This is a genomic window from Pseudoalteromonas galatheae, from assembly GCF_005886105.2.
In the GTDB taxonomy this organism is placed as follows: domain Bacteria; phylum Pseudomonadota; class Gammaproteobacteria; order Enterobacterales; family Alteromonadaceae; genus Pseudoalteromonas; species Pseudoalteromonas galatheae.
This window is the reverse complement of sequence record NZ_PNCO02000001.1, coordinates 2,645,459-2,671,528: the sequence shown is the minus strand read 5'-3', so window position 1 is coordinate 2,671,528 and position 26,070 is coordinate 2,645,459. Positions and strand designations below refer to the sequence as shown.

The following is a 26,070-nucleotide window of genomic DNA, read 5'->3' as shown; positions in this document are numbered from 1 at the left end:
AGAACATAATGAAAAAATTAATTGTTGCCGCTTCACTGGCATTGAGCTTTGGCGCTTTCGCTGAACAAGTTGAGGGTCCTGTCGCACCAACGGCACAAGTAGACCCAATTACGACGCAATTTAGCGGACTAGGTATAACGGTTAAGCAAATCAAAGATAGTCCGCTTGCTGGCTTAAAAACAGTGATCACAGATAAAGGGGTACTTTATTCAAGTGCTGATGGTAAATACCTGATTCAGGGCACTATGATCGATCTTGATAACCGTCGTAATATCACTGAAGACGCGTTGAGCGATGTACGCCAGAAAGGTATTGCTGAGTACGAAGACTCCATGATCGTCTATAAAGCGGAAAATGAAAAACATCAAATTACGGTATTCACAGATATTACTTGTGGCTACTGCCGCAAACTTCACCGTGAACTAGAAGATTACTTAGCGGCGGGTATTACCGTGAAATACCTAGCTTTCCCGCGTGGTGGCTTACGTGGCTCAGGCTATGAAGATTTGAAAAACGTATGGTGTGCAAAAGACGCCGCGGCTGCACTTACTGAGGCGAAAGCTGGCGGTGAAGTGAAAACAGTCGAAAGCTGTCATGCACCAATTGCAGAACACTATCAGCTTGGGCAAAGTTTTGGTATTTCAGGAACGCCTGCGATCATTCTTGAAGATGGTTCAATGATTCCAGGTTATCAACCTGCAGCAGCTATTGCACAAATGCTAGACGCAAATAGCCCTAAGTCATAATGACTCACGCTTGGTGATGGAGTTCGTATTGAGAACTCGATAAGATAGCAAGATTAAAGAATATAAAAGGCCATTTTGGCCTTTTTTGTTTTGTGAAAAAGTATGCATACAGAAATTAAACCAAGAGAGCGAGTTGATGACAGCCATTTACCGACTTCCCTGCATCCCGTGATCAAGCAGCTTTATGCTGCCAGAGGGGTTAAGTCGGTTGTTGAACTAGACAATAGCGCCGCAACTTTACACGATTTTAAATTATTTAAAGACATCGAGCTTGCAAGCCAAATTCTGGCTGAAGCACTTTCTTTGCAACAACAAGTGTTGATTGTTGGTGACTTTGACGCTGATGGCGCAACGAGCACTGCCGTGTTAATGGAGGGGTTGCCTCAGTTTGGTTTTCAGCGTGTGGATTACCTCGTGCCGGATAGATTTAGCTTGGGGTATGGCCTAAGCCCAGCATTGGCCGAGCAAATCGTCGCCATAAAGCCTGATTTGGTGATCACCGTAGATAACGGTATTTCCTGCATTCGCGGTGTCGAAATCGTGAAGCAAGCGGGTATAAAGGTGATTGTTACCGATCACCATTTACAAGGCGATGAGTTGCCGTGTGCCGATGTGATTGTTAATCCAAATCGTGTTGACTGCGATTTCCCGTCTAAGTCTATCGCGGGCGTTGGGGTTGCCTTTTATCTGCTGATAGCGCTGAGGCATTATTTACGGGCACAAAATTATTTTGTGGAGCAAAATATCGCGATGCCAAATTTGGCGGCATTATTAGATATTGTTGCCCTAGGGACCGTGGCTGACGTTGTGGCTTTGGATGCGAATAACCGCACTTTGGTACACCAGGGGCTCGCGCGGATCCGCAGTGGTCAAACGCGACCAGGGATCCAAGCGCTTATCGAGGTTTCTAACCGTAATAATGCAAGATTAAGTGCCAGTGATTTTGGCTTTGCGTTAGCGCCAAGACTCAATGCCGCGGGGCGTCTTGACGATATGAGTTTAGGTATTGCTTGCTTGTTATCGAAAGACATTAACCAAGCTCGCCGTATTGCGTCTGAGCTCGATAGTCTAAATATAGAGCGACGCGAGATTGAGCAAAGTATGCAGCAAGAAGCACAAACCGTATTGGAGCGCTTGGTACTTAAAAGCCAAGAAGTACCAGATGCCTTGTGTTTGTATCAAGATGATTGGCATCAAGGTGTGATAGGTATTCTAGCGGGACGCTTAAAAGAAAAATATCACCGCCCGTGTATTATTTTTGCACAAGGCGACAACGGCGAGATCAAGGGCTCATGTCGTTCTATTGAAGGTCTACACATGCGCGACCTCTTAGAATCTATAAACACTCAGTATCCAGAATTAATTGTAAAATTCGGTGGTCATGCGATGGCAGCAGGACTGACCGTTTTAGAGTCTGAATTTGCGCGGTTTAAACAGGTATTTGAACAGAACGTCAGTGCGACGCTGAGCGAAGAAGCAAAGCAAAGCATTCTGTTGACGGACGGTGAGCTGCCGGGCGATTGCTTTACCATGGATTTTGCTTTTGAACTACAGCAGGCAGGTCCGTGGGGGCAGCAATTTAATGAACCGGTATTTCAGGATGTATTTGAGCTGGTGCAGCAACGTATTGTTGGTGACAAACATCTAAAACTCGTGCTTAAGCATCGCTCGGGCCGATTGGTTGATGCGATAGCATTTAACGTTGACGTTCGGGCTTGGCCTAATCTCCAGGCAACCCATGCGTTATTTGCTTATCAATTAGATATTAATGAGTTTCGTGGTAAATATAATTTGCAGCTCATTGTGCGTGAACTTCAGGCGCAGCCGAATAAATAGAGGTGTGCGACTGAGTTTGTTAAAAAACTCCCAAAATTCTCACTTTAAGGGATGCTAAGCGCGGTTATTATTTGATACTATTGGTCGCTTAAATCTATGGTCTGACCCGTTGTCAGGCCTGTTTGTGTGAATTCGCAAACCGACAAATTTAGTTCTGGAGTAAAGGTAAATGTTTGAAGTGAATCCTGTGATTAATCAAATCAAGGAAATTCGCGAACGTACAGAGCTTCTTAGGGGGTATCTTTGACTACGCTCTAAAGCAAGAGCGTTTAGAAGAAGTTAATGCCGAATTAGAAGATCCTGCTGTATGGAATGAGCCGGAAAGAGCCCAAGCACTGGGCAAAGAAAAATCGAATTTAGAAGTGATTGTTGAAACCATCGACAATCTTGTGGCTGGTGCCGATGATGCGGAAGGTCTGGTTGAGCTTGCCGTAGAAGCCGAAGATGAAGAAACCTTCACTGAAGCAGAGCAAGAGGTCAACGGTCTTGTTGAGCAGCTGGAAAAACTAGAGTTTCGTCGTATGTTCTCGGGCGAGCAAGATGCCAACGATGCTTACATCGACTTACAGTCAGGCTCTGGCGGTACTGAAGCTCAAGACTGGTGTAATATGTTGCTGCGTATGTACTTGCGCTGGGCTGAGGCGAAAGGCTTTAAAGCCGAAATCGTTGAAGCGACAGATGGCGACGTTGCTGGTATTAAGGGTGCGACAGTTAAAGTCACGGGCGAATATGCTTATGGTTGGCTTCGTACAGAAACGGGCGTACACCGCTTGGTACGTAAGAGTCCTTTTGATTCAGGCGGCCGTCGTCATACTTCGTTTGCTTCTGTATTCGTTTACCCAGAAATTGACGACAATATCGAAATCGATATTAATCCAGCAGATCTTCGTATCGATGTATATCGAGCATCGGGCGCAGGTGGTCAGCACGTTAACCGTACAGAATCTGCGGTACGTATTACCCATTTACCGACCAATACGGTAGTGCAGTGCCAGAATGACCGTTCGCAGCACAAGAACAAAGATCAGGCGATGAAGCAGTTAAAGGCGAAATTGTTTGAACTTGAACTGCAAAAGCAAAATGCTGAAAAGCAAGCCCAAGAAGATGCAAAATCTGACATCGGCTGGGGCAGCCAAATCCGTTCATACGTGCTAGATGATTCACGTATTAAAGATTTGCGTACAGGTATTGAAAATCGCAATACCCAAGCCGTACTAGACGGCGATTTAGACAAATTTATCGAAGCAAGCCTGAAATCAGGCCTTTAATCCACAAGCTAAACTAAGAGCTAAACAATGACAGATCACAATCAAGACGAAAATAAACTTATTGCTGAGCGTCGTGGCAAGCTAGATGCGATCCGGGAAAATTGCCCTGCGAATGGCCACCCGAACTCATTCCGCCGCGAAGACTACACACAAGATCTACAAGCTAAGTTTGGTGATAAATCGAAAGAAGAGCTGGTAGAACTTGATCATCATGTTTCTGTTGCGGGTCGTTTGCTTGCGAAACGTGGTCCTTTCTTAGTGCTGCAAGACATGAAAGGTCGTATTCAGGCTTATGCTTCAAAAGACGTACAAAAAGACCTAAAAGAGAAGTATGGTCAATTAGATATCGGCGATATCGTTGGTGTTAAAGGTCCGCTTCATAAATCAGGTAAAGGCGATTTATACGTCGACATGGTTGAGTATGAACTACTGACTAAGTCGCTACGTCCACTACCTGAAAAGTTCCACGGTCTGACTGACCAAGAAGCAAAATACCGTCAGCGTTATGTTGATTTGATCACTAACATGGATACGCGCGAAACATTCCGTATTCGTTCAAAAGTGATTGAAGGTATTCGCCGTTTCTTAGCCGAGCGTGACTTTATGGAAGTGGAAACGCCGATGCTACAGGTTATTCCTGGTGGTGCCTCTGCACGTCCATTTGTAACGCATCACAATGCACTCGATATCGATATGTATCTACGTATCGCGCCTGAGTTATACCTTAAGCGTCTAGTGGTTGGTGGTTTTGAGCGTGTATTCGAAATCAACCGTAACTTCCGTAACGAAGGTTTATCTACACGCCATAATCCAGAATTCACTATGATTGAGTTCTATCAAGCATATGCAGATTACAATGATTTGATGAACTTGACTGAAGACATGTTACGCACCGTGGCACAAGACGTGTTAGGCACTACTACGGTTGTTAATACTGTGAAGAATGCTGAAGGCGAAGTGACAGAGACGATTGAGTATGACTTTGGTAGTGCGTTCCAGCGTTTGTCTATGGCTGATGCTATTTTACAATATGGCCCAGATGCTGAAGCACAAGCTGAAATCTTCAAAGATCCAGAAAACCATTTTGAAGCACTAAAAGCATACGCTAAGAAAGTTCACGTTAAGATCCCTGAAAACTGTGTATGGGGCCCTGGTAAGTTCTTATGTGAAATCTTCGAAGAAGTCGCTGAACACAGACTTATCCAACCGACGTTCATTACTGAATATCCTTGGGAAGTGTCACCGCTTGCGCGTCGTAACGATGAAAACCCATTTATCACTGACCGCTTCGAGTTCTTTGTTGGTGGCCGTGAGCTTGCAAATGGTTTCTCTGAGCTTAATGACGCTGAAGACCAAGCTGCGCGCTTTGCTCGCCAAGTGGAAGAAAAAGATGCAGGTGACGATGAAGCAATGCACTACGATGCGGATTATATCCGTGCGCTAGAGCATGGTTTACCACCAACAGCGGGTGAGGGGATTGGTATCGATCGCCTTGTGATGTTATTCACGGACTCACCGACTATTAAAGACGTTATCTTGTTCCCGCATATGCGTCCTGAAGTGCAAGCTGAACAGTAAGTATTTTCACGTAATCTGAACGTACATCTAGAAAAGCGCCTTATGGCGCTTTTCTGTTATTTTCGTAAGATAAATCTCACAGTATTTCTAAATACTTAGATTTATTATGTCCTTATTGCCAACGCCTATTCATAATAAAAATTGTTTCTCTTTTGAAACTAGATTATCCCAATTTCCTAACTAGTCTTTTTCAAGTTCTACTGCTGCGTTAAAAATAACGAATAGGGAATCCAAAAAGATGAGCAATAATGAGTTTGAAAATGTCGATGAGCACGAGCAAGCGAGAATTTTATATTATCGGGCTTGTATCGCTGAGTTTCAGCAGCTTGGTTATCAAGAAGCATTTTTGGACGAAGTTTTGCGTCAACAACGTGCATTAAGAACACCTACAGCAATCCTAACCCCCTACAAAATGAGTAAAAATTGGCGTTAGTGCCGAGTAACTAAGCAGACTGCACAATCTATCACCATTCAGTGCTTTTTTACAAGAAAAGTATTTGACATATTTTTTCTAACCTATATTATACGCCCCACAAGACGGAGAGGTGGCCGAGTGGCCGAAGGCGCTCCCCTGCTAAGGGAGTATAGGGTTTGTAGCCCTATCGAGGGTTCGAATCCCTCCCTCTCCGCCATTTTTAATGGTTGTCTTGTACGGACGCATAGCTCAGCTGGATAGAGTACCTGGCTACGAACCAGGCGGTCGGAGGTTCGAATCCTCCTGCGTCCGCCACTTTTCTTTAAGTGGTTAAATATAAAGGCAGGAAACAGGCGGTCGAAGGTTCACCTTCAAAAAATACGTCCTGAGTCCAGCACTTTTCTTTAGGTGGTTAAATATAAAGAAAGTTGGAAAACTATACATTCATAACGGACGCATAGCTCAGCTGGATAGAGTACCTGGCTACGAACCAGGCGGTCGGAGGTTCGAATCCTCCTGCGTCCGCCACTTTTCCTCAAGTGGTGAAATAAAGAGTTAAACAAGCCGACGAAAGTCGGTTTTTTTGTGCCCAAATATCTCGTGTAGGAGCAGGTTTACCCTGCGATCTTTTACAAAAGTTGAATATGACGACGGTCGGAAGTTCACTCTCCACAACACACGTCCTGCGTCCGCCACTTTTCCTCAAGTGGTGAAATAAAGAGATAAACAAGCCGACGAAAGTCGGTTTTTTGTGCTTAAATATCTCGTGTAGGAGCAGGTTTACCCTGCGATCTTTTACAAAAGTTGAATACGACGGCGCTCGGAGGTTCACTCTCCATAACACACGTCCTGCGTCCGCCACTTTTCCTCAAGTGGTGAAATAAAGAGATAAACAAGCCGACGAAAGTCGGTTTTTTTGTACTTAAATATCTCGTGTAGGAGCAGGTTTACCCTGCGATCTTTTACGAAAGTTGAAGACGACAACGCTCAGAGATTCACTACTGCATGATTAAACTCCCGAAACACTTTTCATTTTTTTTCTGACTGATACCCTAATCGCGTATTTATTTAGAGAAAGCGTTATATGTTTCAATCACTCAGAATTTGTTTACTGCTTGCTTTTTGTTGTGTTCCTTTAACTGTTGAAGCGCTTACATTAGGTGCTGAGCGCGCAGATGAGTATTTACCTGTGTTAAAAGGTAAGCGCGTCGGATTAATCGTAAACCAAACATCTCGCGTTGACGACCAGCATCTAGTTGATTACTTACTTAATAAAGAAGTGGATGTTAAAAAGGTCTTTGCACCGGAACACGGTTTTCGTGGTAATTATGATGCGGGTGCTAAAGTCGATGATGCAAAGGATGTGAAAACTGGGCTACCAATCATTTCGCTTTATGGCAGTAATAAAAAGCCAAGGCCTGAGCAGCTCAAAGATATCGATGTGCTTATTTTTGATATTCAAGATGTGGGGTTGCGCTTTTATACATACATCAGCACTATGCACCTCGCGATGGAAGCTGCAGCCGATGCAAATATTGAATTTTGGGTTTTTGATAGGCCAAATCCAAATATTGCGTATGTTGATGGCCCATTATTAGAAAAACCATTTCAATCTTTTGTTGGTATGCATCCCATTCCTGTATTGCATGGCATGACCGTTGGCGAACTGGCAACTATGATTAAAGGAGAGGGGTGGTTAACCTCGCTTAAAGCGCCACAGTTACGAGTATTTCCAATGCGAAACTATAGTGGCAGCACTGAATATAGATTGCCGATCCCGCCAAGTCCTAACCTACCAAACCAACAAGCAATCTACTTGTATCCATCATTGTGCTTTTTTGAAGCGACACCTATTTCTGTTGGTCGTGGAACGAATTTTCCATTTCAAGTTTTTGGCTACCCAGATCCTAAATTGGGGGAGTTTCAGTTCACTCCTCGACCAGTGCTAGGCGCGGCTTCTAATCCTAAATTAAACGGTGTGACTGCGTTTGGTCAGGATTTAAGAAACAGCAATGTACGAGGTTTTGATCTAACTTGGTTTGTTGCTGCATACGCGCAGTTCAAGCACGAGAATAAAGCGTTTTTTCAGTCCCCCGATTTTCTCGATAAGCTTGCTGGCACGGACAAAATCCGCAAAGCCATTGAGTCTGGCCAATCAGCATTAGAATTGAGAAAACTGTGGCAGCAGGATGTACAAGGTTTTTTAAAGCAGCGGAAAAAGTATTTATTATATCCGAGGTAGTATTGGGTCTTTGCTAGAGGTAAACGGCAGTGAAAGTCTGCCGTTAGAGGTTTACATCTTACTCGCTACGCAATATTTGCATGTTTTCATTGGCCTTATCCACACGTTTTTGCCAATGTAGGTTAGATTGCGTAAGTGCCGTGAATAAAACATCAATAAGGTAGGCCTGAGAAGTACGAGACAGCATACCTGAATGTTTAAGTGGTTCCCCTTCATTAATGCAATATAGTATCGCATCCGCCATTTCTGCGAGTGAGTGGCTACCGTAACGTGAAATGGCGAGACATTTACAGCCATTATCCAATGCTTGATTAGTCAAGGTTAGCAAGCTCTTGCTGGTTCCTGTATTGCTGATCACAATTAAAAGATCGTCTTTCCCCATTGTTGCAATAAAGCTAGAGGCGCTGATTTCATCAACTTGAGCAATCGCAGGTATACCAAGCTTTTGGAGTTTCCAAGTTAAATCCTGTGCCATCGTGAAAGTGCTACCAAGTGCACATACGATGACTTTTCGTGCATTTTTCACTAACTGAATTGCGTTTTCGAACTGTTTTGCTGAGTTCAATTTTCGAGTTTCGGAAATAACATTTTGCTGTTTTAGTTGTAATTTATCTGCGATCAACTCGATAGAATCATTGCTGGAAATTAACTCATCAATTGGGGCGCTATTGTCTGTTTGCTCATTGAGCGCATCAACAACGGCAAGTTTAAAAGCTGGAAATCCTTTATAACCCAACTTTTGGGCAAATTTTACGACGCTAGATTGGCTGACACCTGCTTCGCGTGCCAGTTCAACAGAGGAAAGCGCACGGATTTTATCGCCCGAGTTCAAGGTAAAGTCAGCAAGCTTTGCCTCACTATTAGATAGTGATGGACGAAGTGCTTTTATTTTGACAAATGTAGACATACGATACTCAATCCGAACTAATTTAATCTGTCCATATTATAGGTCCAATTGGAACGTTACGATAGACCAAAAAGGAATATCATTGCACAAAACACACTCATTGTACCAGTATTGGGGTTAAATGTTGACTTAAATTTAATTTAGTCGCAAAGACTTGGTGTTTTAAACCGCTTAACTTAAGCTAAGTGTTTTGAATTTATAGATTAAACTATATGGCTTGGTACTCGATTTTGCCACCTTTGATTGCAATTGCAGTCGTGTTTTGGCGTAAAGAAGTAATTATCGCATTGATTTTAGCGCTAGTTTCTTCCGAATTTTTATTAGCTTTACATGGCCAGCAGTCGTTAGTTGCAGGCACATTTGTGGGCAGTATTGAACGTGTTATCGAGGTTGCAACATCGGCAGGTAACAGTCGGATCTTGATTTTTAGCATAGTGATCGGTGCATTGCTCGCCTACATACGAGAGTCTGGCGGTGTTGCAGCAACGGTGAATATGTTGCTTAATCGAGGCGTTGCTAAGAGTAAACGTCAGGTTGGCTTATTGACTATGTTTACAGGCACGGCGGTGTTCATCGAATCAAATATGAGCGTGCTAACCTCAGGAATTGTTGCTAGGGGACTATTTGATAAGTTCAAAATGAGCCGAGCTCGTTTGGCTTACATTATCGATAGTACTAGCGCTCCTGTATGTATTTTGATTTTACTTAATGGCTGGGGCGCTTATATTCTCGGACTGCTGAGCAACTATGAACTTGAGCAATCAGCAGTGAGCATTTTATGGGGGAGTGTCGCGTTTAATTTTTACGCGATTATCGCGCTGTTAATTGTTCTCTATACGATTGTCTTTGATAAGGTCCATGGACCGATGAAGAGTGAAGAGCAAGAGTTAAAGCACCATACGGGTGAATTAAGTAGTGGGCCGAGCGCCACCAAGTCGCGTTATATGCTGATCCCTTTATTGACGCTGATTGTGAGTATGATTGGGTTTATGTTTTGGACAGGCGATGGTGTATTGGCAAATGGTAGCGGCTCTAAGTCAGTACTTTATGCCACAATCTTAGCTTCAACGGTTGCGTACCTGCTGCTTTTGACTGGCAAGAGGTTTAGTCATCACGAACTAATGGATGTTGGATTTAAGGGGATGGGGGAGCTGCTACCACTGGTAAGCATTGTGTTGCTCTCTTTGACCTTAGGTGCAAGTCTAAAAGAGTTGGGAACCGGGACTTTTGTCGCGTCTTTAGTTGGTGACTATCTGCCTATTTACTTGATAGTGCCAGTGCTCTTTATTACTGGTGCAATCATGTCATTTACAACCGGTACGTCGTGGGGCACCTTTGCCATATTAATACCGATTGGTGTGCCACTTATTCAAGCGCTTGGCTTACCGCCGTCACTCGTACTTGGAGCTATCTTAAGTGGCGGCATATTTGGCGACCACTGCTCGCCTATCTCTGATACCAGCGCAGTATCGGCACTGGCATCAGGATGTGATTTATTAACTCATGTTAAAACCCAACTACCCTATGCACTGGTGGGGGGCGTATTAGCTATTATCTGCTTCTTTATTGCCAGCCTTATTATGATTTAAGAGCGCCTGTTAGGGGCAAGCCAAAACTTGGTGTTGCCCCATACTCTCAATTGCAATTATTTGACCTTTTTCGGCGGTCGACAGTGCGAGCATAACGGGTGTATTAAAATTGATAACACTGGTTTTTGATTGTGGCATAGCACTGAGTAAACTCTCTTTTAACTCGATTAGAGTACGAGTATTACATTCCTCAATCAACCAAGCGTTGTCGTTAATCGCAATCAATCTACCGTAACGTTGCTCTTGAACTCGCTGCTTTGCGACTTCAAATTGGGCATCTAATACTTTCTTTTGTTCATCTATCCGAGCTAGATATTGGCCTTGTGTTAGCTCATGCGTTTCGATGTGCTGAAAGTTGCCATAACTCACTAAATGTGCACTTGAATTGTATTCTTTATTAAAATTAAAATCTTGATTCTGGTACCACAAGGTGAAAAGTAAGGCGAGTGAACAAGTAACTGCGCTCCACTGCCATGTTTCTACGCGACTGAGATAGTGATGGATAAAGCTCACCACCCGTACCTTGACGCGAGCTGCCAGTGTTAGCGGTTTGTTCTGTTTATTAGCTTGATAAGCCTCTTTCAGTTTTACGTCAAATTCATCTAAATTACTCATGCTCTTCACTCACCTGAGACTTAATAGTCTCTTTTGCGTATCTAATTCGAGTTTTCACAGTTTCTTGTGTGGCCCCGACAATTTGGGCTATCTCAGCTAAGCTGAACCCTTCTAACTGTAGGCTTAGCGCTTCTTTTTGTAATAAAGGAAGCGCAGCTATTTGCTGGTATAGCCACGACTGTTCAGAGGTCTTAGTGAGTGCATCGGTGCTAATGGTGCCTACTTTACTGTTAGTAAGCTCCGAGAGTTTATCTGATGCTCTAATAGAGTCGATTAACAAGTTACGTGCAATTTGAAACAGGTAAGCTTTGGGGTGACCCTGTTGTCGATAAGAGCTCTTCTTTTCGATGACTTTAAGCCATGTTTTCTGGCATATATCTTCTGCCGATGCTGTCTGTGTTTGTGTTCTTAGAAAGTGAAATAAATCACTTTGATAGCGCTCAATGACTTGCTCTAGGTACTTCACTTTACCCGTCGTAGCATACTCATAGAGCGGATCTTCTATATTGCTGGTGGCGCGAATGCGCCACATTTTCAGGCTACTCAGCATAGGCAATTCCACGTCGTTATACCAATTTGTGTTGTTCAGTGATTTACTTTGGAGTTAACCTCTCAAATTGGTTGGATACTTATCTACTGTTATTTATTGTTGTAATGTAAATTCTAACACAACACGTTGAGCGTATTGTGATTGTGGCTTTCCGTCAACGATGAGCGGTCTGTATTTCCATTTTCTCAGTGCTCTTATAGCGGCCTGGTTAAATACTCTTTTGGGTTCTGCATTTGTTACTCTAACATCAAATACTTCACCTTGTGGAGAAATGGTAAACTCCATTTCAACCCAGCCTTCCACTCCTTCTCTTGCGGCTGCTGGTGGGTAGTTAGGGTTGCTTCTAACAAGTGGAGTCGCTTGCCCATCAGTGTTAAGTTTTAGTGTCATAGTATTAGTGAATTTACCTAAATTGATATCAGGTGCTTCATTACTAATTTGTAGGTTATTTCCTGTATCAACAATATTTTCAACTGGTCTAACAGGCGCAACCATGGGCTTGGGTGGTTCAGGTCTTGTGCTTTTCTCCGCTACAGGAGAGTCCTCTTTGTCTGTTGCTATCGTAAGGTCAAATACCTCTATATCTACAATTGGACGCGTTAACTCTTGAGAAACTAAATTTTGCATAAAACTGAAAGTAGCAAAAGTAATCACAATTGCGCCAGCAAATGAAAACGCAAGTTTTAGAATCGTTGAATTCGGTTGTTTAAATGTCGTTAATGTTGTCATGATTTCATCCCCAGTATGATATTTCATATATAGAACGTTTGGGTAAATGAAACAGGGTGAAAGTTTTTAGATTTTTTTGATATGTATCTTGGCTCGGTTGCAGGCTATGGATTACAATGCACGAAAAGCAGAACACATATTTTATTTTTCGTGGTCATCATAGGTAGTTATGAAGTTAGTTGAGATCAATAAAGCGCGTTATCGCAAACATTTAAATCAAGTAATTATTGCCTGTGTTGTGGCTTTGACTGTTGGCAGTTTAGGTATTGCTCAGTTATTGATCCAGCTATTTCCTGACGCCGATGGCAGTCACTTTCATTGGAATTTAACTGGTGTGGCAGCGACCTGCATCGTCATTGGACTTGTGCTCAAAAAGTATAAAGCGCACCCTTTTATGACCGAAGTCAGTTATGTGTGGGACTTAAAGCAGTCACTGAACAAAATTACCCGTAAAATGTCGAAGTTAAAGCAGGCTGCACAGCAAGGTGATGTGGACGCGATGACGGCAATACAGTATAGCTATGCTGGGTCTCGTCAACTGTGGCAACTGGATGACAACACCATAACAATGGATGATTTAGCGATGTGGCAAGCGGAGCTAGATGCGCTTGCGTCCAAGTATCAGGTTGAAATAAAAGCAGAAAATTACCACGAAGTGCTTTTACAAAAATACTAACCGAGTGAGTTAGATTAAGTTTATAAATTTTCACAATTTTTAATGTGACACTTTTGTTTCATGTCGGTAATATAGCAAGCCAATTTTTTCTATTAAAGGAACGGGTTGGTTGTGCTATTACGTCATCGTTTACACCAGTTTGGCTGGTTGGTTCTTATCAATTCTCTTTTCTCAATCTTAATTACCATAAATGTCGTAAATACAAACCCTGTCGATTATCACGGATTGACGCTATTCTATGCTTCTATATCGACATGGAGCCACATGGCTTTGCTTACGGCTTTAGTGAGTATTGTGGCTATGCCGATAATATTGTTACGGTCAAATAAAGTAAGGTTTTTTTGCTTTGCTTTATTCTATGCATTGTTTTTTGTAGCGCTTATTGTGAATAGCTTGTGCTTTGAGCTTTACAAATTTCATATTAATGGTGTTATTGTTGATATGTTGCTTGCCGGGCAAGTTATAGAATTTTCTCCAATAGCGTGGGCTCAAGCGATCGTTATTTTTATTGTGATATTTGTTTTCCAGTTTTATCTTGCAACGTGGCTGAGTAAACCCCGAACTGTTATGAAGTTGCGGCTTGGTCGAAAGTTTACCAGTGTGACCGTTATAGCGCTGTTGGCGAGTAACACAATGCATGCTTGGGCTAGTGCGACGGTATATCAACCGATTACGGGGTTCAGTAAATACTTACCATTTTTTAAACCAGCTACAGCAAACTCCTTCATGCGTAAATACGGTCTTGTTGACGAGGAGGCACTGGCACAGCAAAAGTCTATGTCTTTAACACAAGGACAATTTAACTATCCGTTACAACCTATTGAAGTAGAGCCAGTTGAAAAGCCTCTCGATATTGTTTTTGTGGTACTAGATTCTTGGCGTTATGATGCTTTCACGGCACAAGTTACTCCGAATATTTGGCGGTTCTCACAACAGGGAGTGGTCTTCAATCAACATTTCTCCACAGGTAATTCTACACGAACGGGGATCTCTGGACTGTTTTATGGTTTGCCTGGCACTGCTTGGCAGGATATTTACAATAATCGAGTTACGCCATTATTGATGGATAGAATGCGCGATTTGGGTTATCAATTTGGGATATTTTCGTCTGCACAACTGGTTCGCCCAGAGTTTAATGAAACCGTGTTTGCTCGCATTGAGGGACTAAAAACGCATACAAAAGGCGATGACGTATTAGCGCGAGATAAGCAGGTCACAAAAAACTGGTCTTCTTGGTACACAAAGCGAGATCCAAATAAGCCTTCATTTAGCTTTATTTTCTATGACGCAATCCATGGCTATGCAGTTCCTGAGGGTTACCATGCTGGGTTTGAGCCAATGCACGGCCCCATTAATCATATGTTGTTGGACAACAATTATGATAGAGAACCAATTTTAAATCGTTATCTGACCAGTACACACTTTGTAGACAGTCTCGCTGCATCGGTATTAGAGCAACTCGATATAGAAAATACACTTGTGATCATTACTTCTGATCACGGTGAAGAGCTTAATGACAACAAGCTTAATTACTGGGGACACAATAGTAATTTTACGGAACCACAGATAAAAGTGCCATTTGTTGTGGTTGGGCCAAAAAGCGAAAAGTGGCAGCATTGGCAAGCCTCAGATGTGGTGACCAGTCATTTAGACGTGGTACCGACGTTGATGAACGAGTACTTGGGGGTCAAAAGTACGCCTAAAGGTTATAGCGCGGGTTATAACTTAACTGGACCGGTTAAACAGAGAAATTGGTTACTACTTAGCAGCTATAATAAATATGCGGTTGTGAGTAAGCAGCAAATTATTGAAGTTTCACCCATGGGAACCTATGAGTTGCTCGACCCAGCGAACAAGCCATCTGAACAAGAGCCAAATTTTGAGTATATTCAAGAGGCAATGCAGCAGATAAGCCACTTTCAGTAAATACAAGTAAATTATGTGTGCTGGTGGGCTGTGTTGTTCATCAGTACACACTAACGCGAGCTATAGTCTCTAAGCGCTTAACGAGTAGAATTGAAAGGCATTTTTCTTGTCTTTTTTGACCGTATACATAGCGACATCAGCACATTCAATTAATTGACTTAATTCAACCGCGTCCCTTGGGTAAGTTGCGATACCTATGCTCGCACCAACTCGTAGTGGTTGTGATTTCCCTTCGGGCGTTTGCCAAATCATTTCAGTGTTTATCGCCGCTAGCAGACTTTCAGCGATACGCTGCAATTTTTCATTTTTGGCGCAGTGCAAGGCAATCAAGAATTCATCTCCCCCCCAGCGGCAAACCACATCTTGTTCTCTAACCTGAGCGCTAATCTGTAAAGCGATATGTTTTAGCATCGCGTCACCAGCGTTGTGGCCATAAATGTCATTGATTGGCTTAAATTCATCCAAATCAATAATAAAGAGGCTAAAGGGAGCTTCGTTATCTAACCACTCGTTGATTTTTATTTCAGTACCATGACGATTATAAAGGCCAGTAAGTTTATCGCGACTTGCTTTTCTATTGAGCTCATGAAACACAGTTTTTCGTAGGGTGATGTCTGACAATAAGATTTGTAAGTAGAAATGCCCACCGCTTTCGACTCTCAACATGATAATGCTCAACCATACAGGTTGTTCGGTTAACGGATTAATGAATTCAAACTCTGACTGGGTTGGTTGGTTTAACTCCAGTGTATGCTCAGTGAAAGTATAAAGAATATCTGGAGTCGTGCAGTACCGACCAAAGCTTTCTGGGAAATATTCATCAAGGTCAATAGCCATGCGAGCCAGTAAATCACAGGCAGCATCGTTAGCTAAGATGACTTCGCCTTTATCTTTTACCAATAAAGTGGGAGAGGAAGATCTTTCAAACATGAGCCGAAAGCGCTTCTCTAGCACTTCAATATCAGCTCTTAGTTGCCGTTCTTGCTCAAACATAGAAGCGGTTTTGGCAATAAGTTGATTGGCATTACTCGCAATGTCGCCGATTTCACTCGATCTGTGTCCTCTTGGCACGACTAAATTCAAAGGTGTTCCAGGAATAACTGTCGCTATCTGACTGCTCAAGTTGCTTAGGGGTTTTGTCACTATGAAATGTGTTACAACAGTGAAGATGATCAAGATAGGGATGATTACGACCAGTAAGGTTTGAACGCTTGAACGTGCGATTTCTCTAGCATTTTGTTCGATAAAAACGGAGTTTGGTTGTATATAGATCTCACCAACAACTTCGCTCAATAAAAATGGATGATTAAGTTTAATAATAGTGGCATCTTGTGGCTTAAACCCTACACTCTGAGCAAGCCATTTTGCTTCACTCTTAATTGCAGCCGAAGAAATAACGTCATTACTGACTAGGCCATTAATAACTTCTACAGCAAGATCTTTATCATTGAGATAAGTCGCAATAGAAGAGGAGGATGAAACAGTTTGGCCAATTTGCCCGATAATAGTAGTAGAGCGCCGAAGCTCACGGTCAAAAATATGGTCGTGATATAACTTAGCGTAAAGCATCGAAAAAATAAAAGTCGAGACAACAAGCACGAGTGCCAGTCGCACGATCAACCCATACTTAGTCATTGATTTGATAGATTACCTTCACATCACCTGTTACAAAGTCTGCTGGAACATAGCCGATTGCATTTGGAATATTTCTAACATTTTCAAGTATAGCCGACGGTGAGGAAAATGACTGTGGGGGAGAAACTTTACCGCTGAACTTTATTCTCGACCAATAGGCGTTGATTTGGCTCTCATTGCGTCCTGTCAGTGCCAGAAAAAAAGGGCCTCTTAAAGGGTGAGATTTTTCGTAGTCATAGGTCACAGCCATATCGCCGTTGGGAAAGGCAACGTATTTTCCCATGTACATGTCGATGAGCTGACGCTGAGATATAGAGTCAACAGGGTTGTCTTTGTTAACAATGACCGCAATATCAGCAGTTGCCGAGAATGGATAAGAAATTAGGACGAAAACAATAGAAAGTAACCTACCCATCAGAACACCCAATTAAAGCTAAGCGTAAAGGTGTTGAACGAGAGGTCGGGATCATCAAACTGGTCAATGTGATGAAGATAGAAAGCGCTTGGCAAGTGATCGGCTGATGTATGTTTCCAGTTGAGCTTTAAAGCTAATGTCGGGCTTAGCTCACGTCTCCAAGTAACCGAGGTGCTATACTGATCCAGCTGATAAAAGCCAGAATGCATGGAGGCGGCTTCATAAATTTGCATTAACTCGGGTAATGGAACAAGTGGACCTGGCTCTACTCTCTCTTCGTTGTCGGATTTAGCAAGTGAGTAAGTGAAAGACAAGGTGTCTAAATCGAAGCGCTTACCCAATGTGATATAACCTGCTTTTAAGCGATTAAGTACGCTGGAATTTGAATCCGTCAAAGATATTTCACTTTGTACCAACCACTTCGAGTCATCGTATCTCATGCTGAACGCACTATAAGTAAAGCGTTTATCGAGGATATTCAATGATTCGATCAGCTCATTTCTTGTTGGCCAAACTTGTAACGGAACTTGTGACAAAGCGTCACGTAATTGCCGTTGCTGCTGGTGTTCATTTGCTGACTTTGTCGTTGTGTAGTTGGCTCTAAACAGCCAGTTTAACGTTTCGTATTGTATCGCCACGCCTAAGATAGACTTGAGCTCTACATTCCAAAAAAAATCATTATCACTATATATAGGAGATTTGGAACGCCCCCAGTATGTTTTGATGCCGGCTATGCCTTGATGAAGTGGTGCGCGATATTGCAAGTCAACACCGTCCAAGTTTTGATGAGGAATAATAGAATAAAACTCGACAGGCGGATGCTCCATATCCATTGAATAGCCAATATCACGATATTCAGTCATTAAAAATAGGTCTAACCCGGTGCGTCCTGCGCGAAATTGCCAGTTTGAATTTAGGTTGTAGCGTAGAAAAGCTAGTTTGATTGCATTGTTAACTCGATCATCACGCTGCTCTTTTAAAAGCAATTGGCCAACAAGCTCTACATTATCATTTGCATGCCACTCGGCCTGTAGACCCAAAGAAGAAAATGAAAAGTCGAGCTCATCTTTGGTGACACCACTTGGTTGAGAGATGGTCTCTCTAATTTTGGCTGTGTGTGAATCTGTTTTAACCGCTTTGAGCGTAGCGAAGCCGCTGAAATCAATGTCAGAGCTGTAGCTAAACGTGGTTGAAAATAATAGTAGGCAGATAAAAACAGAGCGCATGAGATATATACGTTTTCGCTTTCCTTTTTATACAGCCTAGTTCGAATTTTGACATTTACCAATGCGATGTTCGTCTCGCCCTTGTATAATGATGCAAGAGACACCATATCCCATTTATGGTAACATATTGTTATATTATCACATTAGGCAAGATTGAGACGTGGCAGAAGTAAGAGCGAGAGTCGGGCTGAAAGTAGGGCAGCACAGTAACATCCCTGCAGAAATAGTTTCATTTTCTGGGCTAAAAGATGGTCAAGAACACGTTGCGCTAGTATTTAATGGCGCAGACAGTCAGCAGCAAATTCCCCTAATCCGTATGCACTCTGAGTGCTTGACTGGCGATGTCTTTCATTCTTCTCGTTGTGATTGTGGCGAACAATTAAATGAGTGCATCGAGACGATGCATAAACAGGGCGGCATATTACTATACTTGCGCCAAGAAGGTCGTGGCATTGGTTTATACAATAAAATCGATGCTTATGTATTGCAATCACAAGGGATGAACACCTACGAGGCAAACAACCACCTCGGCTTTGAAGATGACTTAAGAGATTTCTCTGATGCCGTGTTGATGCTTCAGGCGCTCGGATTAAACCACGTTAAGTTAATGACGAATAATCCTAGAAAGCTAAAGGCGTTGAGAAATGCAGGTATTATCGTCGATGAAGTGGTCGGCACTCAGGCGCATGTTAAAGCAGGGGTTTCTGGTAATGAACAATATCTAAAAACTAAGATTCAACATGGTGCCCACATGCTCGATATCAAAAAGATATCAAAAGCTGATTAGCCCAATCGCATAAAACCATTATTACAAGCCAACTAGATAACTGCTCCGGTTGGCTTGAAGCACCAAACACTTAATTTTCATTTTTAACTCCTCAAACTCAAGATGTTTAAATAGGTTACGTTAACTGTCAGTATTTACCTAAAATATGCGAAAAAGCGCTGATAAATACGCCTTTCATGGCTTTTCACCCGACGTGGTAATCAGTATAATCGAAGGCGTTATAGCTTAAATTAAGTGGACTATGTCGACACCAATTAGAACATTCAAAGCAAGCATGGGCGTGCAGTGGCTAAAAGCCGGGTGGGCAATTTTCAAAACCCAGCCTATGACTTTCATGCTGATGTATATTTTCATGGCAGTAGTAAGTTTATTGCCTCTGTTCGCACCTATTTTTCATATTATCGCTGCATTGTCTGGTCCTTTCTTAAGCGCTGGTTTCTATCTTGCTGTCATCAATAAACAGATCGATAAACCCATAAAATTGGCTGATATCTTTGAGCCTTTTGCAGCAAAAGGGCGGCGATTAAATTTGTTCCGCGTTGGTATATATCAAATGGCAGGTGCACTGTTGCTGACTATGGTTGCCGGTGTGCTATTCAGTGATGTAGCGACTGCGCTCGAGAGTGTTGGCCCAAACACGGATCCGAATGAACTTATCGGACTCATCGCGAGCAATATTAGTTTTGCCGAAGTTGCAGTATTTGTGATTGCACAATCGGTCATTATGATGGCCTTTGCTTTTGTCGTGCCGCAGGTCTTTTTCCAGGGTGAGAAACGTATTTTTCACGCGATGAAGTGCTCGCTTGCCGCTTTTTATCATAATATGGCTGCGCTGAGTATTTACGGCTTAGTCGTCGCCGCACTTATCGTCGCGTCTATACCGCTGTCTATGATCCCTGCAATTATAATCATGCCGGTCGCGATGATAGGTTTTTTTGTTTCTTTTCAGGCGATGTTTATGCCAATCGTCGTTGAAAAGAAAGAAAATGATGAGAACGCTGACATCTCTCAGTCTGACTCAGGACGCTTTGACGCCTGATGGACGAACAAGAAATTAAAAAGCTAAAAAACTATGCGGTTTGGTTATTGTCGAGACAAGAGTACTCTGAGTCAGGATTGACGCAAAAACTACTGCAGAAAGGGGCTACAGCGGCAGTCGCAGAGCAATTGGTGTCTTGGCTAAAATCGCTCGATTACGTTAATGACGACCGCTATGCAGAGAGCTTTCTAAACCGCCAGATTGCAAAAGGACTTGGAGAAAAGCGTGTATTAATGGATGCAGGGCAAAAGGGGGTGAGCCGAGAGGTTCTGCATACACTAATTGCTGAGCGCGAAATTGATTGGTACATGCAAGCCGCAAAAACCTATGAAAAAAAGTACGGTATTTGCGCACAACCGATAGAATATAAAGAAAAAACTAAGCGCGTGCGTTACATGAGTTATCGTGGCTTTAGTTTTGATGAAATAGATTTTGCAATTGAAGCTGCAATGACAGCAGCAGAGCAAGAAGAAATAAAGGGTGAATGATCACATGCAGCATATGACTACCGCACAAATCAGGCAAAGCTTTTTAGATTTCTTTGCTAAACAACAGCACCAAGTGGTGCCTTCAAGCTCGTTAATTCCGGGTAATGATGCCACCTTACTGTTCACCAATGCTGGAATGGTGCAGTTTAAAGATGCTTTCTTGGGAGCGGAAAAGCGCCCTTATACGCGAGCAACTAGTTCACAGCGCTGTGTTCGTGCGGGTGGTAAACATAATGACCTTGAAAACGTAGGTTATACCGCAAGACACCACACTTTCTTCGAAATGCTAGGTAACTTTAGCTTTGGTGATTATTTTAAAACCGACGCAATTAAGTTTGCTTGGGGTTTCCTCACGGATGTAATTAAGCTGCCAAAAGAAAAGCTATTGGTCACCATTTATCATGAAGATGATGAAGCATTTGATATCTGGTCAAAACAAGTTGGTGTTCCAGAAGACAGGATCATCCGTATTGCGACGGCGGATAACTTTTGGTCAATGGGCGACACGGGTCCTTGCGGTCCTTGCTCTGAAATCTTTTATGACCACGGTGAGCACATTTGGGGTGGACCTCCGGGCTCACCAGAAGAGGACGGTGATCGCTTCATTGAGATCTGGAACTTAGTATTCATGCAGTACAACCGTCATGCCGACGGCACCATGGAACCGCTGCCAATGCAGTCGGTCGATACCGGAATGGGCCTTGAGCGTATCTCTGCAATTATGCAGGGTGTGCACTCAAACTATGAGATTGACTTGTTCCAAGCGCTGATAAAAGCTGCTGCAAAAGTAACAGATGCACAAGATTTAGAAGATAAATCATTACGTGTGGTTGCTGACCACATTCGTTCGTGTGCGTTCCTTATTGCTGACGGCGTTATGCCATCGAATGAAGGCCGTGGTTACGTGCTGCGCCGTATTATTCGTCGTGCAGTTCGTCACGGTAATAAACTCGGTGCAAAAGGGGCCTTCTTCTATAAACTAGTTGCCGCACTCGCTGAGCAAATGGGTGAAGCTTACCCTGAACTAGTGAAGCAACAAGCGATTATCGAAAAAGTATTACGCATTGAAGAAGATCAGTTTGGTAAAACTCTAGACCGCGGTTTGACTATCCTAGAAGATAGCCTTGCAGGTATTGAAGGCGACGTTATTCCAGGCGATCTGGTGTTCAAACTCTACGATACTTATGGTTTCCCTGCGGACTTAACTGCGGATGTGGCGCGTGAGCGTTTTATGACGATAGACGAGCGCGGCTTCCAAGCATGTATGGAAGAGCAGCGTAAAAAAGCGCAAGCGGCTGGCAAGTTCGGTGCAGATTACAACGAGCGCTTGAAGTCTGATAAAAACACTGACTTTAAAGGCTATGACGCTGAGCACTATACCGGCACTGTGGTTGAAATCTTTAAAGAGGGCCAACACACCAATACGTTAGAAGATGGTGAACAAGGTGTGGTTATCCTTGACCGCACGCCTTTCTATGCTGAGTCAGGTGGCCAAGTTGGTGATACGGGTGTACTAAAAGTAGCTAACGGCGAGTTTGTAGTTACTGACACGCAAAAGCTAGGTAATGCATTTGCACACCATGGCCATGTGGTTGGCCGTATTGGTGTTAACGATAAAGCCGATGCACGTATTGACGCAGAGCGTCGCGAGAGAGTGAAGAAAAACCATACTGCAACTCACTTGGTCCACAAAGCACTGCGCGATTTACTGGGCGATCACGTAACACAAAAAGGCTCGCTAGTATTACCAGATCGTCTTCGTTTCGACTTCTCGCATTTTGAAGGCGTCACTAAAGCACAATTGCAGCAAGTAGAAGATGCAGTGAACGCAGAAATCCGCCGCAACTTTGCTTTACAAACTGAGTTGATGGATATCGATGCTGCTAAAGACAAAGGTGCGATGGCGCTATTTGGCGAGAAGTATGACGATGAAGTTCGAGTCGTATCAATCGGAGAGTACTCAATTGAACTTTGTGGTGGTACACACGTGAAACGCGCAGGTGATATTGGCCTATTCAAAATTGTCTCAGAAGGGGGTATCGCAGCAGGTGTTCGTCGTATCGAAGCAGTAACAGGTGCTGATGCTATCGCTTATGTTAATGAGCAAGAACAGGTGCTTTCTGAAATCGCGGCTTTGGTTAAGGGTGATACCTCATCTGTGCTAGAAAAAGTATCAGCGCTGCTTGAAAAGTCAAAAGGCCTTGAAAAGCAAGTTGCTCAGCTAAACGACAAACTAGCAAGTGCAGCGGGTGCAACGCTGCTTGACTCTGTTACGGAAGTGAATGGGATAAAATTACTCGTTGCAAACGTTGCAGGAACCGAGTCTAAAGCACTGCGTGGCATGGTAGATGATCTGAAGAACAAGATTGGTTCAGGCGTTATCGCGCTGGGTGTAGCGAATGGCGATAAAGTAAGCCTAATCGCTGGCGTAACAAAAGACTTAGTAGGTCAAGTTAAAGCAGGTGAGCTAGTTAATCACATGGCTTCTCAAGTCGGTGGTAAAGGTGGCGGTCGTCCTGATATGGCACAAGCTGGTGGCTCACAACCAGAAAACCTAGACGCAGCACTAAACAGTGTTCCAACTTGGTTAAATGAAGTAACGCAGTAATCAGCAAGTGGCGCTGATTGTACAAAAGTTTGGTGGCACCTCGGTAGGTTCGGTAGAGCGTATTGAGGCTGTTGCCGAACACGTTATCAAAACACAACAACAAGGCCACCAAGTGGTGGTCGTGTTGTCTGCAATGTCAGGCGAGACAAACCGTCTTATTTCCCTTGCCCAACAAATTGATGCACGTCCAAGTTCTCGTGAGCTAGATGTGTTGATCACCACTGGCGAACAAGTTTCTATCGCGTTATTGGCGATGGCCATCATTAAGCGTGGGCATTCTGCCGTGAGCTTACTTGCCGATCAGGTTGGTATTAAAACCGATAACATGTTCTCTAAAGCGCGGATCACGGAAATAGACACGACCCGCTTAAAGCAAGAGCTTGAGCATAACCGAATAACCATTATTGCCGGATTTCAAGGACGCGATGAAGAAGGCAATATCACCACGTTGGGGCGTGGTGGTACAGATACCTCAGCAGTTGAAATCGCAGGGGCTTTGCAAGCAGACGAATGTCAGATATATACTGATGTCGACGGTGTGTACACTACCGATCCACGAATAGAGCCAAATGCAAGGCGTTTATCACATATTACTTTTCCTGAGATGTTGGAGCTGGCAAGTGTTGGCGCTAAAGTTTTGCAGATCCGCTCGGTTGAAGCGGCCGGTCGATACAATGTACCACTGCGCGTACTTTCTTCGTTTTCTCCCGATAACGGCACCTTAATTAGCTATGAGGAAGGTAAGATGAAAAACACTAAAGTGGTCTCTGGGGTAGCGAGTGTCAAAGACGAAGCACTTATCCTAGTTAACAATGTCGATGCAAAACCTAGTAATCTTGCCAATGTACTTTCGCTTCTTGGTGAGCATAATATTGAAGTCGATATGATTAACCATTTGAACCACAGTGAGAAAAAAATAGACTATGCTTTTACTGTGCACACAAATGATTGTATTCTGGCGGAAGAAGTTTTAGCGCAACATGCACAAAATTTAGGTGGCGCAACCGTAGAGGTTAATGCTAACGTGGCAAAAATCTCAGTGGTTGGCATCGGGATGAAATCTCATTCAGGTGCTGCTGGTCTCTTTTTTATGGCATTGGCCGAAGAAAATATTCACACTCTATTAGTATCCACATCAGAGATAAAAATCTCGGCACTGGTAGAAGAAAAATATTTAGAGCTAGCTGTTCGGGCTTTACATGCCAAATTCGGATTGGAAAGTACTGAGTAAAAGAAGTTTTTGCTTACTTTTCTAGGAACTTTTATTTAAAATGGATTTGACGCGGAATCTTTTAAATTTTGGAATAACAGGAGCAAGAGAATGCTAATACTAACTCGTCGAGTAGGTGAAACCCTGATGATTGGTGATGAAGTGACTGTAACAGTACTAGGTGTTAAAGGTAACCAAGTACGTATTGGTGTAAATGCGCCTAAAGATGTTTCAGTTCACCGTGAAGAAATTTACATGCGAATTCAGGCTGAAAAATCTAGCCCAGGCAATATGTAATTGACCAAATACTGAATTACGATGCTAGTTAAATCATGTTAACTAGCAAAAAAACCCCGCGGCTGCGGGGTTTTTTATTTCTGGCTTTGCCCAGATAAAAAGGTAATTGCTTCTTCGCTAAGTCCAGATTTACTGATATAGCTCGGTTTATTTTGGTGAAACACCAAAAAACCTCTGTCTGTTTCGACGAGTTTATCTAAGTCGTCAAATGGGTAAGAAAATTCGGCATGTGTTGCCTTGGTACTAATGCCAGTTTTAGTGATTGAAACTTCAACGGTATTACCAGCTGCGCGAGAATATGCTTGCCTTATCACCCACCACGCTTTGCGATAATAGAAAGCAACGCATTCAACCACAGCTAGTAAAATAAGAAAGTTTCCGACGTAATGCTCTTGCAAACCGTAAATTGCAAACAGCCCCAACGCAATTAGCAGTACAAGGAGACCATATTTCGGTTTAACCGCAAGCCCATTAGCTTCAGATTCTTCAAAACACTCTCGATAGTAGGCTTTATCTAACTTAAATTGGCTTTGAAAAGATAAATTTTCATTTTGTTCAAGGGAGGGCATAGACGTTCGTTTTGGCAAAAATTTCCCCCTATTATACCCATCTGTATTGAAAAAGCTGTAATGCGAATAAATTGTTTGCAGCTGCCTTTTGCTACAACCAGCGAAATACGTGCTACACAGGGTGACGTTTACGTAAACGTTACGTTTTGGTCTGTCCAATTTACAATTTGCCTTGCGTAATCAAAAATCCATTCTATATTCATTAAAATCTCAGTATTAGTTGACGCTATTTTGAATATTTTTCATATTTATTACGTTAATTTTCTATATTTATTAGTACTTTCCTAGTTAACTCACTGATTATTTGTAAGTTAAGTGTTTTGGTAATACCAATTTACAATGGGCTTTACATTGGAACATTTTTTGTTATAAGGTGAATAAATATCTACAAAAAGTGAAGGTTTATACCAGTTCGTTAACATCGAATAGGAAAACCAAACAGCAAGTAAGGGGTAAAAATGGATATTGGAGCGCAGCTACTGCAAGCAGGAAATCTCATGCTGACCGGCATGGTTGGTGTTTTTGTTTTTCTGTCCATTTTGATTTTTGCGATGCGGCTGTTGGCCAACTTTGCTGCTCAATTTAAAGAAGTAGCGCCAAGTACCACAAGATCAAAAACTACCAGAGCAACATCGTCACAGGGTGTGCCGCAGGCACATATTGCAGCCATTAGTGCTGCCGTTGCAGCCTACAGAAAAAACAATTAATAGGGGTTTTGC

At 42.9% G+C, this 26,070-nt stretch carries 24 protein-coding genes and 3 tRNA genes; 19 read left to right on the top strand and 8 right to left on the bottom strand.

Annotation, left to right across the window (positions count from 1 at the left end):
* Window positions 1–8 precede the first annotated feature (8 nt).
* From dsbC to CWC29_RS11780, 9 genes are all read left to right on the top strand, one after another.
* On the top strand, window positions 9–746 hold the full coding sequence (gene dsbC, locus CWC29_RS11820) for a bifunctional protein-disulfide isomerase/oxidoreductase DsbC (protein ID WP_128725894.1): 738 nt from the start codon (window positions 9–11) through the stop codon (window positions 744–746).
* 102 nt (window positions 747–848) lie between these two features.
* Entirely contained in the window at window positions 849–2,582 is a 1,734-nt protein-coding gene (gene recJ / locus CWC29_RS11815) for a single-stranded-DNA-specific exonuclease RecJ (RefSeq protein ID WP_138523276.1), read from the top strand.
* Window positions 2,583–2,751: 169 nt separating this feature from the next.
* A protein-coding gene (gene prfB, locus CWC29_RS11810) for a peptide chain release factor 2 (RefSeq protein ID WP_100053028.1) occupies window positions 2,752–3,850 on the top strand; the annotation gives its coding sequence in 2 pieces (ribosomal slippage) (window positions 2,752–2,826 and window positions 2,828–3,850; 1,098 coding nt in all).
* A gap of 27 nt (window positions 3,851–3,877) precedes the next feature.
* On the top strand, window positions 3,878–5,428 hold the full coding sequence (gene lysS / locus CWC29_RS11805; protein ID WP_099030199.1) for a lysine--tRNA ligase: 1,551 nt from the start codon (window positions 3,878–3,880) through the stop codon (window positions 5,426–5,428).
* 238 nt (window positions 5,429–5,666) lie between these two features.
* Window positions 5,667–5,861, top strand: coding sequence for a hypothetical protein (locus CWC29_RS11800; protein WP_235956569.1), 195 nt, complete (start codon window positions 5,667–5,669; stop codon window positions 5,859–5,861).
* Between the two features lie 106 nt (window positions 5,862–5,967).
* Window positions 5,968–6,060: transfer RNA gene (locus CWC29_RS11795), tRNA-Ser, on the top strand.
* Between the two features lie 21 nt (window positions 6,061–6,081).
* Window positions 6,082–6,158 (top strand) — tRNA-Arg (locus CWC29_RS11790).
* A 136-nt stretch (window positions 6,159–6,294) separates the two neighbouring features.
* Window positions 6,295–6,371 (top strand) — tRNA-Arg (locus tag CWC29_RS11785).
* A 556-nt stretch (window positions 6,372–6,927) separates the two neighbouring features.
* Entirely contained in the window at window positions 6,928–8,085 is a 1,158-nt protein-coding gene (locus tag CWC29_RS11780) for an exo-beta-N-acetylmuramidase NamZ family protein (protein ID WP_138522351.1), read from the top strand.
* 58 nt (window positions 8,086–8,143) lie between these two features.
* Here the strand turns inward: CWC29_RS11780 and CWC29_RS11775 are convergent, their stop codons facing one another.
* Window positions 8,144–8,992: a MurR/RpiR family transcriptional regulator gene (locus tag CWC29_RS11775; RefSeq protein WP_128725540.1), complete on the bottom strand. Its 849-nt coding sequence runs from the start codon at window positions 8,990–8,992 to the stop codon at window positions 8,144–8,146.
* A 212-nt stretch (window positions 8,993–9,204) separates the two neighbouring features.
* Between CWC29_RS11775 and CWC29_RS11770 the strand changes: the two genes are divergently transcribed.
* The gene (locus tag CWC29_RS11770; RefSeq protein ID WP_138522349.1) at window positions 9,205–10,581 is read left to right on the top strand and encodes a Na+/H+ antiporter NhaC family protein; all 1,377 of its coding nucleotides are present in this window, start codon (window positions 9,205–9,207) and stop codon (window positions 10,579–10,581) included.
* Window positions 10,582–10,590: 9 nt separating this feature from the next.
* Here the strand turns inward: CWC29_RS11770 and CWC29_RS11765 are convergent, their stop codons facing one another.
* From CWC29_RS11765 to CWC29_RS11755, 3 genes are all read right to left on the bottom strand, one after another.
* Window positions 10,591–11,196 carry a hypothetical protein gene (locus tag CWC29_RS11765; protein WP_128725542.1) on the bottom strand — a complete coding sequence of 202 codons (606 nt, stop codon included), beginning with the start codon at window positions 11,194–11,196 and terminating at the stop codon, window positions 10,591–10,593.
* Window positions 11,189–11,746 carry an RNA polymerase sigma factor gene (locus CWC29_RS11760; RefSeq protein WP_128725543.1) on the bottom strand — a complete coding sequence of 186 codons (558 nt, stop codon included), beginning with the start codon at window positions 11,744–11,746 and terminating at the stop codon, window positions 11,189–11,191. Before CWC29_RS11760 ends, CWC29_RS11765 begins: the two co-directional genes overlap by 8 nt.
* Window positions 11,747–11,839: 93 nt before the next feature.
* A complete protein-coding gene (locus CWC29_RS11755; protein ID WP_138522347.1) occupies window positions 11,840–12,475 on the bottom strand; it encodes an energy transducer TonB in 636 nt (211 codons plus the stop codon).
* A gap of 169 nt (window positions 12,476–12,644) precedes the next feature.
* Between CWC29_RS11755 and CWC29_RS11750 the strand changes: the two genes are divergently transcribed.
* Both CWC29_RS11750 and CWC29_RS11745 read left to right on the top strand, forming a co-directional pair.
* Window positions 12,645–13,151, top strand: coding sequence for a DUF3087 domain-containing protein (locus CWC29_RS11750; RefSeq protein WP_138522345.1), 507 nt, complete (start codon window positions 12,645–12,647; stop codon window positions 13,149–13,151).
* A 111-nt stretch (window positions 13,152–13,262) separates the two neighbouring features.
* A complete protein-coding gene (locus CWC29_RS11745; protein WP_328820803.1) occupies window positions 13,263–15,077 on the top strand; it encodes a DUF3413 domain-containing protein in 1,815 nt (604 codons plus the stop codon).
* A 69-nt stretch (window positions 15,078–15,146) separates the two neighbouring features.
* On the opposite strand, the gene CWC29_RS11740 is transcribed toward CWC29_RS11745, so the two are convergent.
* The 3 genes from CWC29_RS11740 to CWC29_RS11730 are packed head-to-tail and all read right to left on the bottom strand — an operon-like array spanning window position 15,147 to window position 18,353.
* Complete coding sequence (locus tag CWC29_RS11740) at window positions 15,147–16,712, bottom strand: sensor domain-containing diguanylate cyclase (protein ID WP_138522341.1); 1,566 nt, start codon at window positions 16,710–16,712, stop codon at window positions 15,147–15,149.
* Entirely contained in the window at window positions 16,705–17,127 is a 423-nt protein-coding gene (locus CWC29_RS11735; protein ID WP_138522339.1) for a type 2 periplasmic-binding domain-containing protein, read from the bottom strand. Before CWC29_RS11735 ends, CWC29_RS11740 begins: the two co-directional genes overlap by 8 nt.
* A complete protein-coding gene (locus tag CWC29_RS11730) occupies window positions 17,127–18,353 on the bottom strand; it encodes a hypothetical protein (protein ID WP_138522337.1) in 1,227 nt (408 codons plus the stop codon). The genes CWC29_RS11735 and CWC29_RS11730 overlap by 1 nt, the downstream gene beginning before the upstream one ends.
* Window positions 18,354–18,513: 160 nt before the next feature.
* Between CWC29_RS11730 and CWC29_RS11725 the strand changes: the two genes are divergently transcribed.
* The 6 genes from CWC29_RS11725 (at window position 18,514) to csrA (ending at window position 24,782) form a co-directional block, all read left to right on the top strand.
* Window positions 18,514–19,140, top strand: a complete 627-nt coding sequence (locus CWC29_RS11725; protein ID WP_128725550.1) for a GTP cyclohydrolase II — start codon at window positions 18,514–18,516, stop codon at window positions 19,138–19,140.
* Window positions 19,141–19,381: 241 nt separating this feature from the next.
* Entirely contained in the window at window positions 19,382–20,179 is a 798-nt protein-coding gene (locus tag CWC29_RS11720) for a BPSS1780 family membrane protein (protein WP_128725551.1), read from the top strand.
* Window positions 20,179–20,667 carry a regulatory protein RecX gene (locus CWC29_RS11715; RefSeq protein WP_138522335.1) on the top strand — a complete coding sequence of 163 codons (489 nt, stop codon included), beginning with the start codon at window positions 20,179–20,181 and terminating at the stop codon, window positions 20,665–20,667. The genes CWC29_RS11720 and CWC29_RS11715 overlap by 1 nt, the downstream gene beginning before the upstream one ends.
* A 4-nt stretch (window positions 20,668–20,671) precedes the next feature.
* Window positions 20,672–23,275, top strand: a complete 2,604-nt coding sequence (alaS, locus tag CWC29_RS11710) for an alanine--tRNA ligase (RefSeq protein ID WP_128725552.1) — start codon at window positions 20,672–20,674, stop codon at window positions 23,273–23,275.
* A gap of 7 nt (window positions 23,276–23,282) precedes the next feature.
* Complete coding sequence (locus tag CWC29_RS11705; protein ID WP_138522333.1) at window positions 23,283–24,506, top strand: aspartate kinase; 1,224 nt, start codon at window positions 23,283–23,285, stop codon at window positions 24,504–24,506.
* Between the two features lie 90 nt (window positions 24,507–24,596).
* Window positions 24,597–24,782, top strand: a complete 186-nt coding sequence (gene csrA, locus CWC29_RS11700) for a carbon storage regulator CsrA (RefSeq protein WP_010375935.1) — start codon at window positions 24,597–24,599, stop codon at window positions 24,780–24,782.
* 74 nt (window positions 24,783–24,856) lie between these two features.
* On the opposite strand, the gene CWC29_RS11695 is transcribed toward csrA, so the two are convergent.
* On the bottom strand, window positions 24,857–25,369 hold the full coding sequence (locus CWC29_RS11695; protein ID WP_235956568.1) for a YcxB family protein: 513 nt from the start codon (window positions 25,367–25,369) through the stop codon (window positions 24,857–24,859).
* A gap of 440 nt (window positions 25,370–25,809) precedes the next feature.
* On the opposite strand from CWC29_RS11695, the gene CWC29_RS11690 reads away from it, so the two are divergent.
* Window positions 25,810–26,058, top strand: a complete 249-nt coding sequence (locus CWC29_RS11690) for an OadG family protein (protein WP_128725554.1) — start codon at window positions 25,810–25,812, stop codon at window positions 26,056–26,058.
* The last annotated feature ends 12 nt before the right edge of the window (window positions 26,059–26,070 follow it).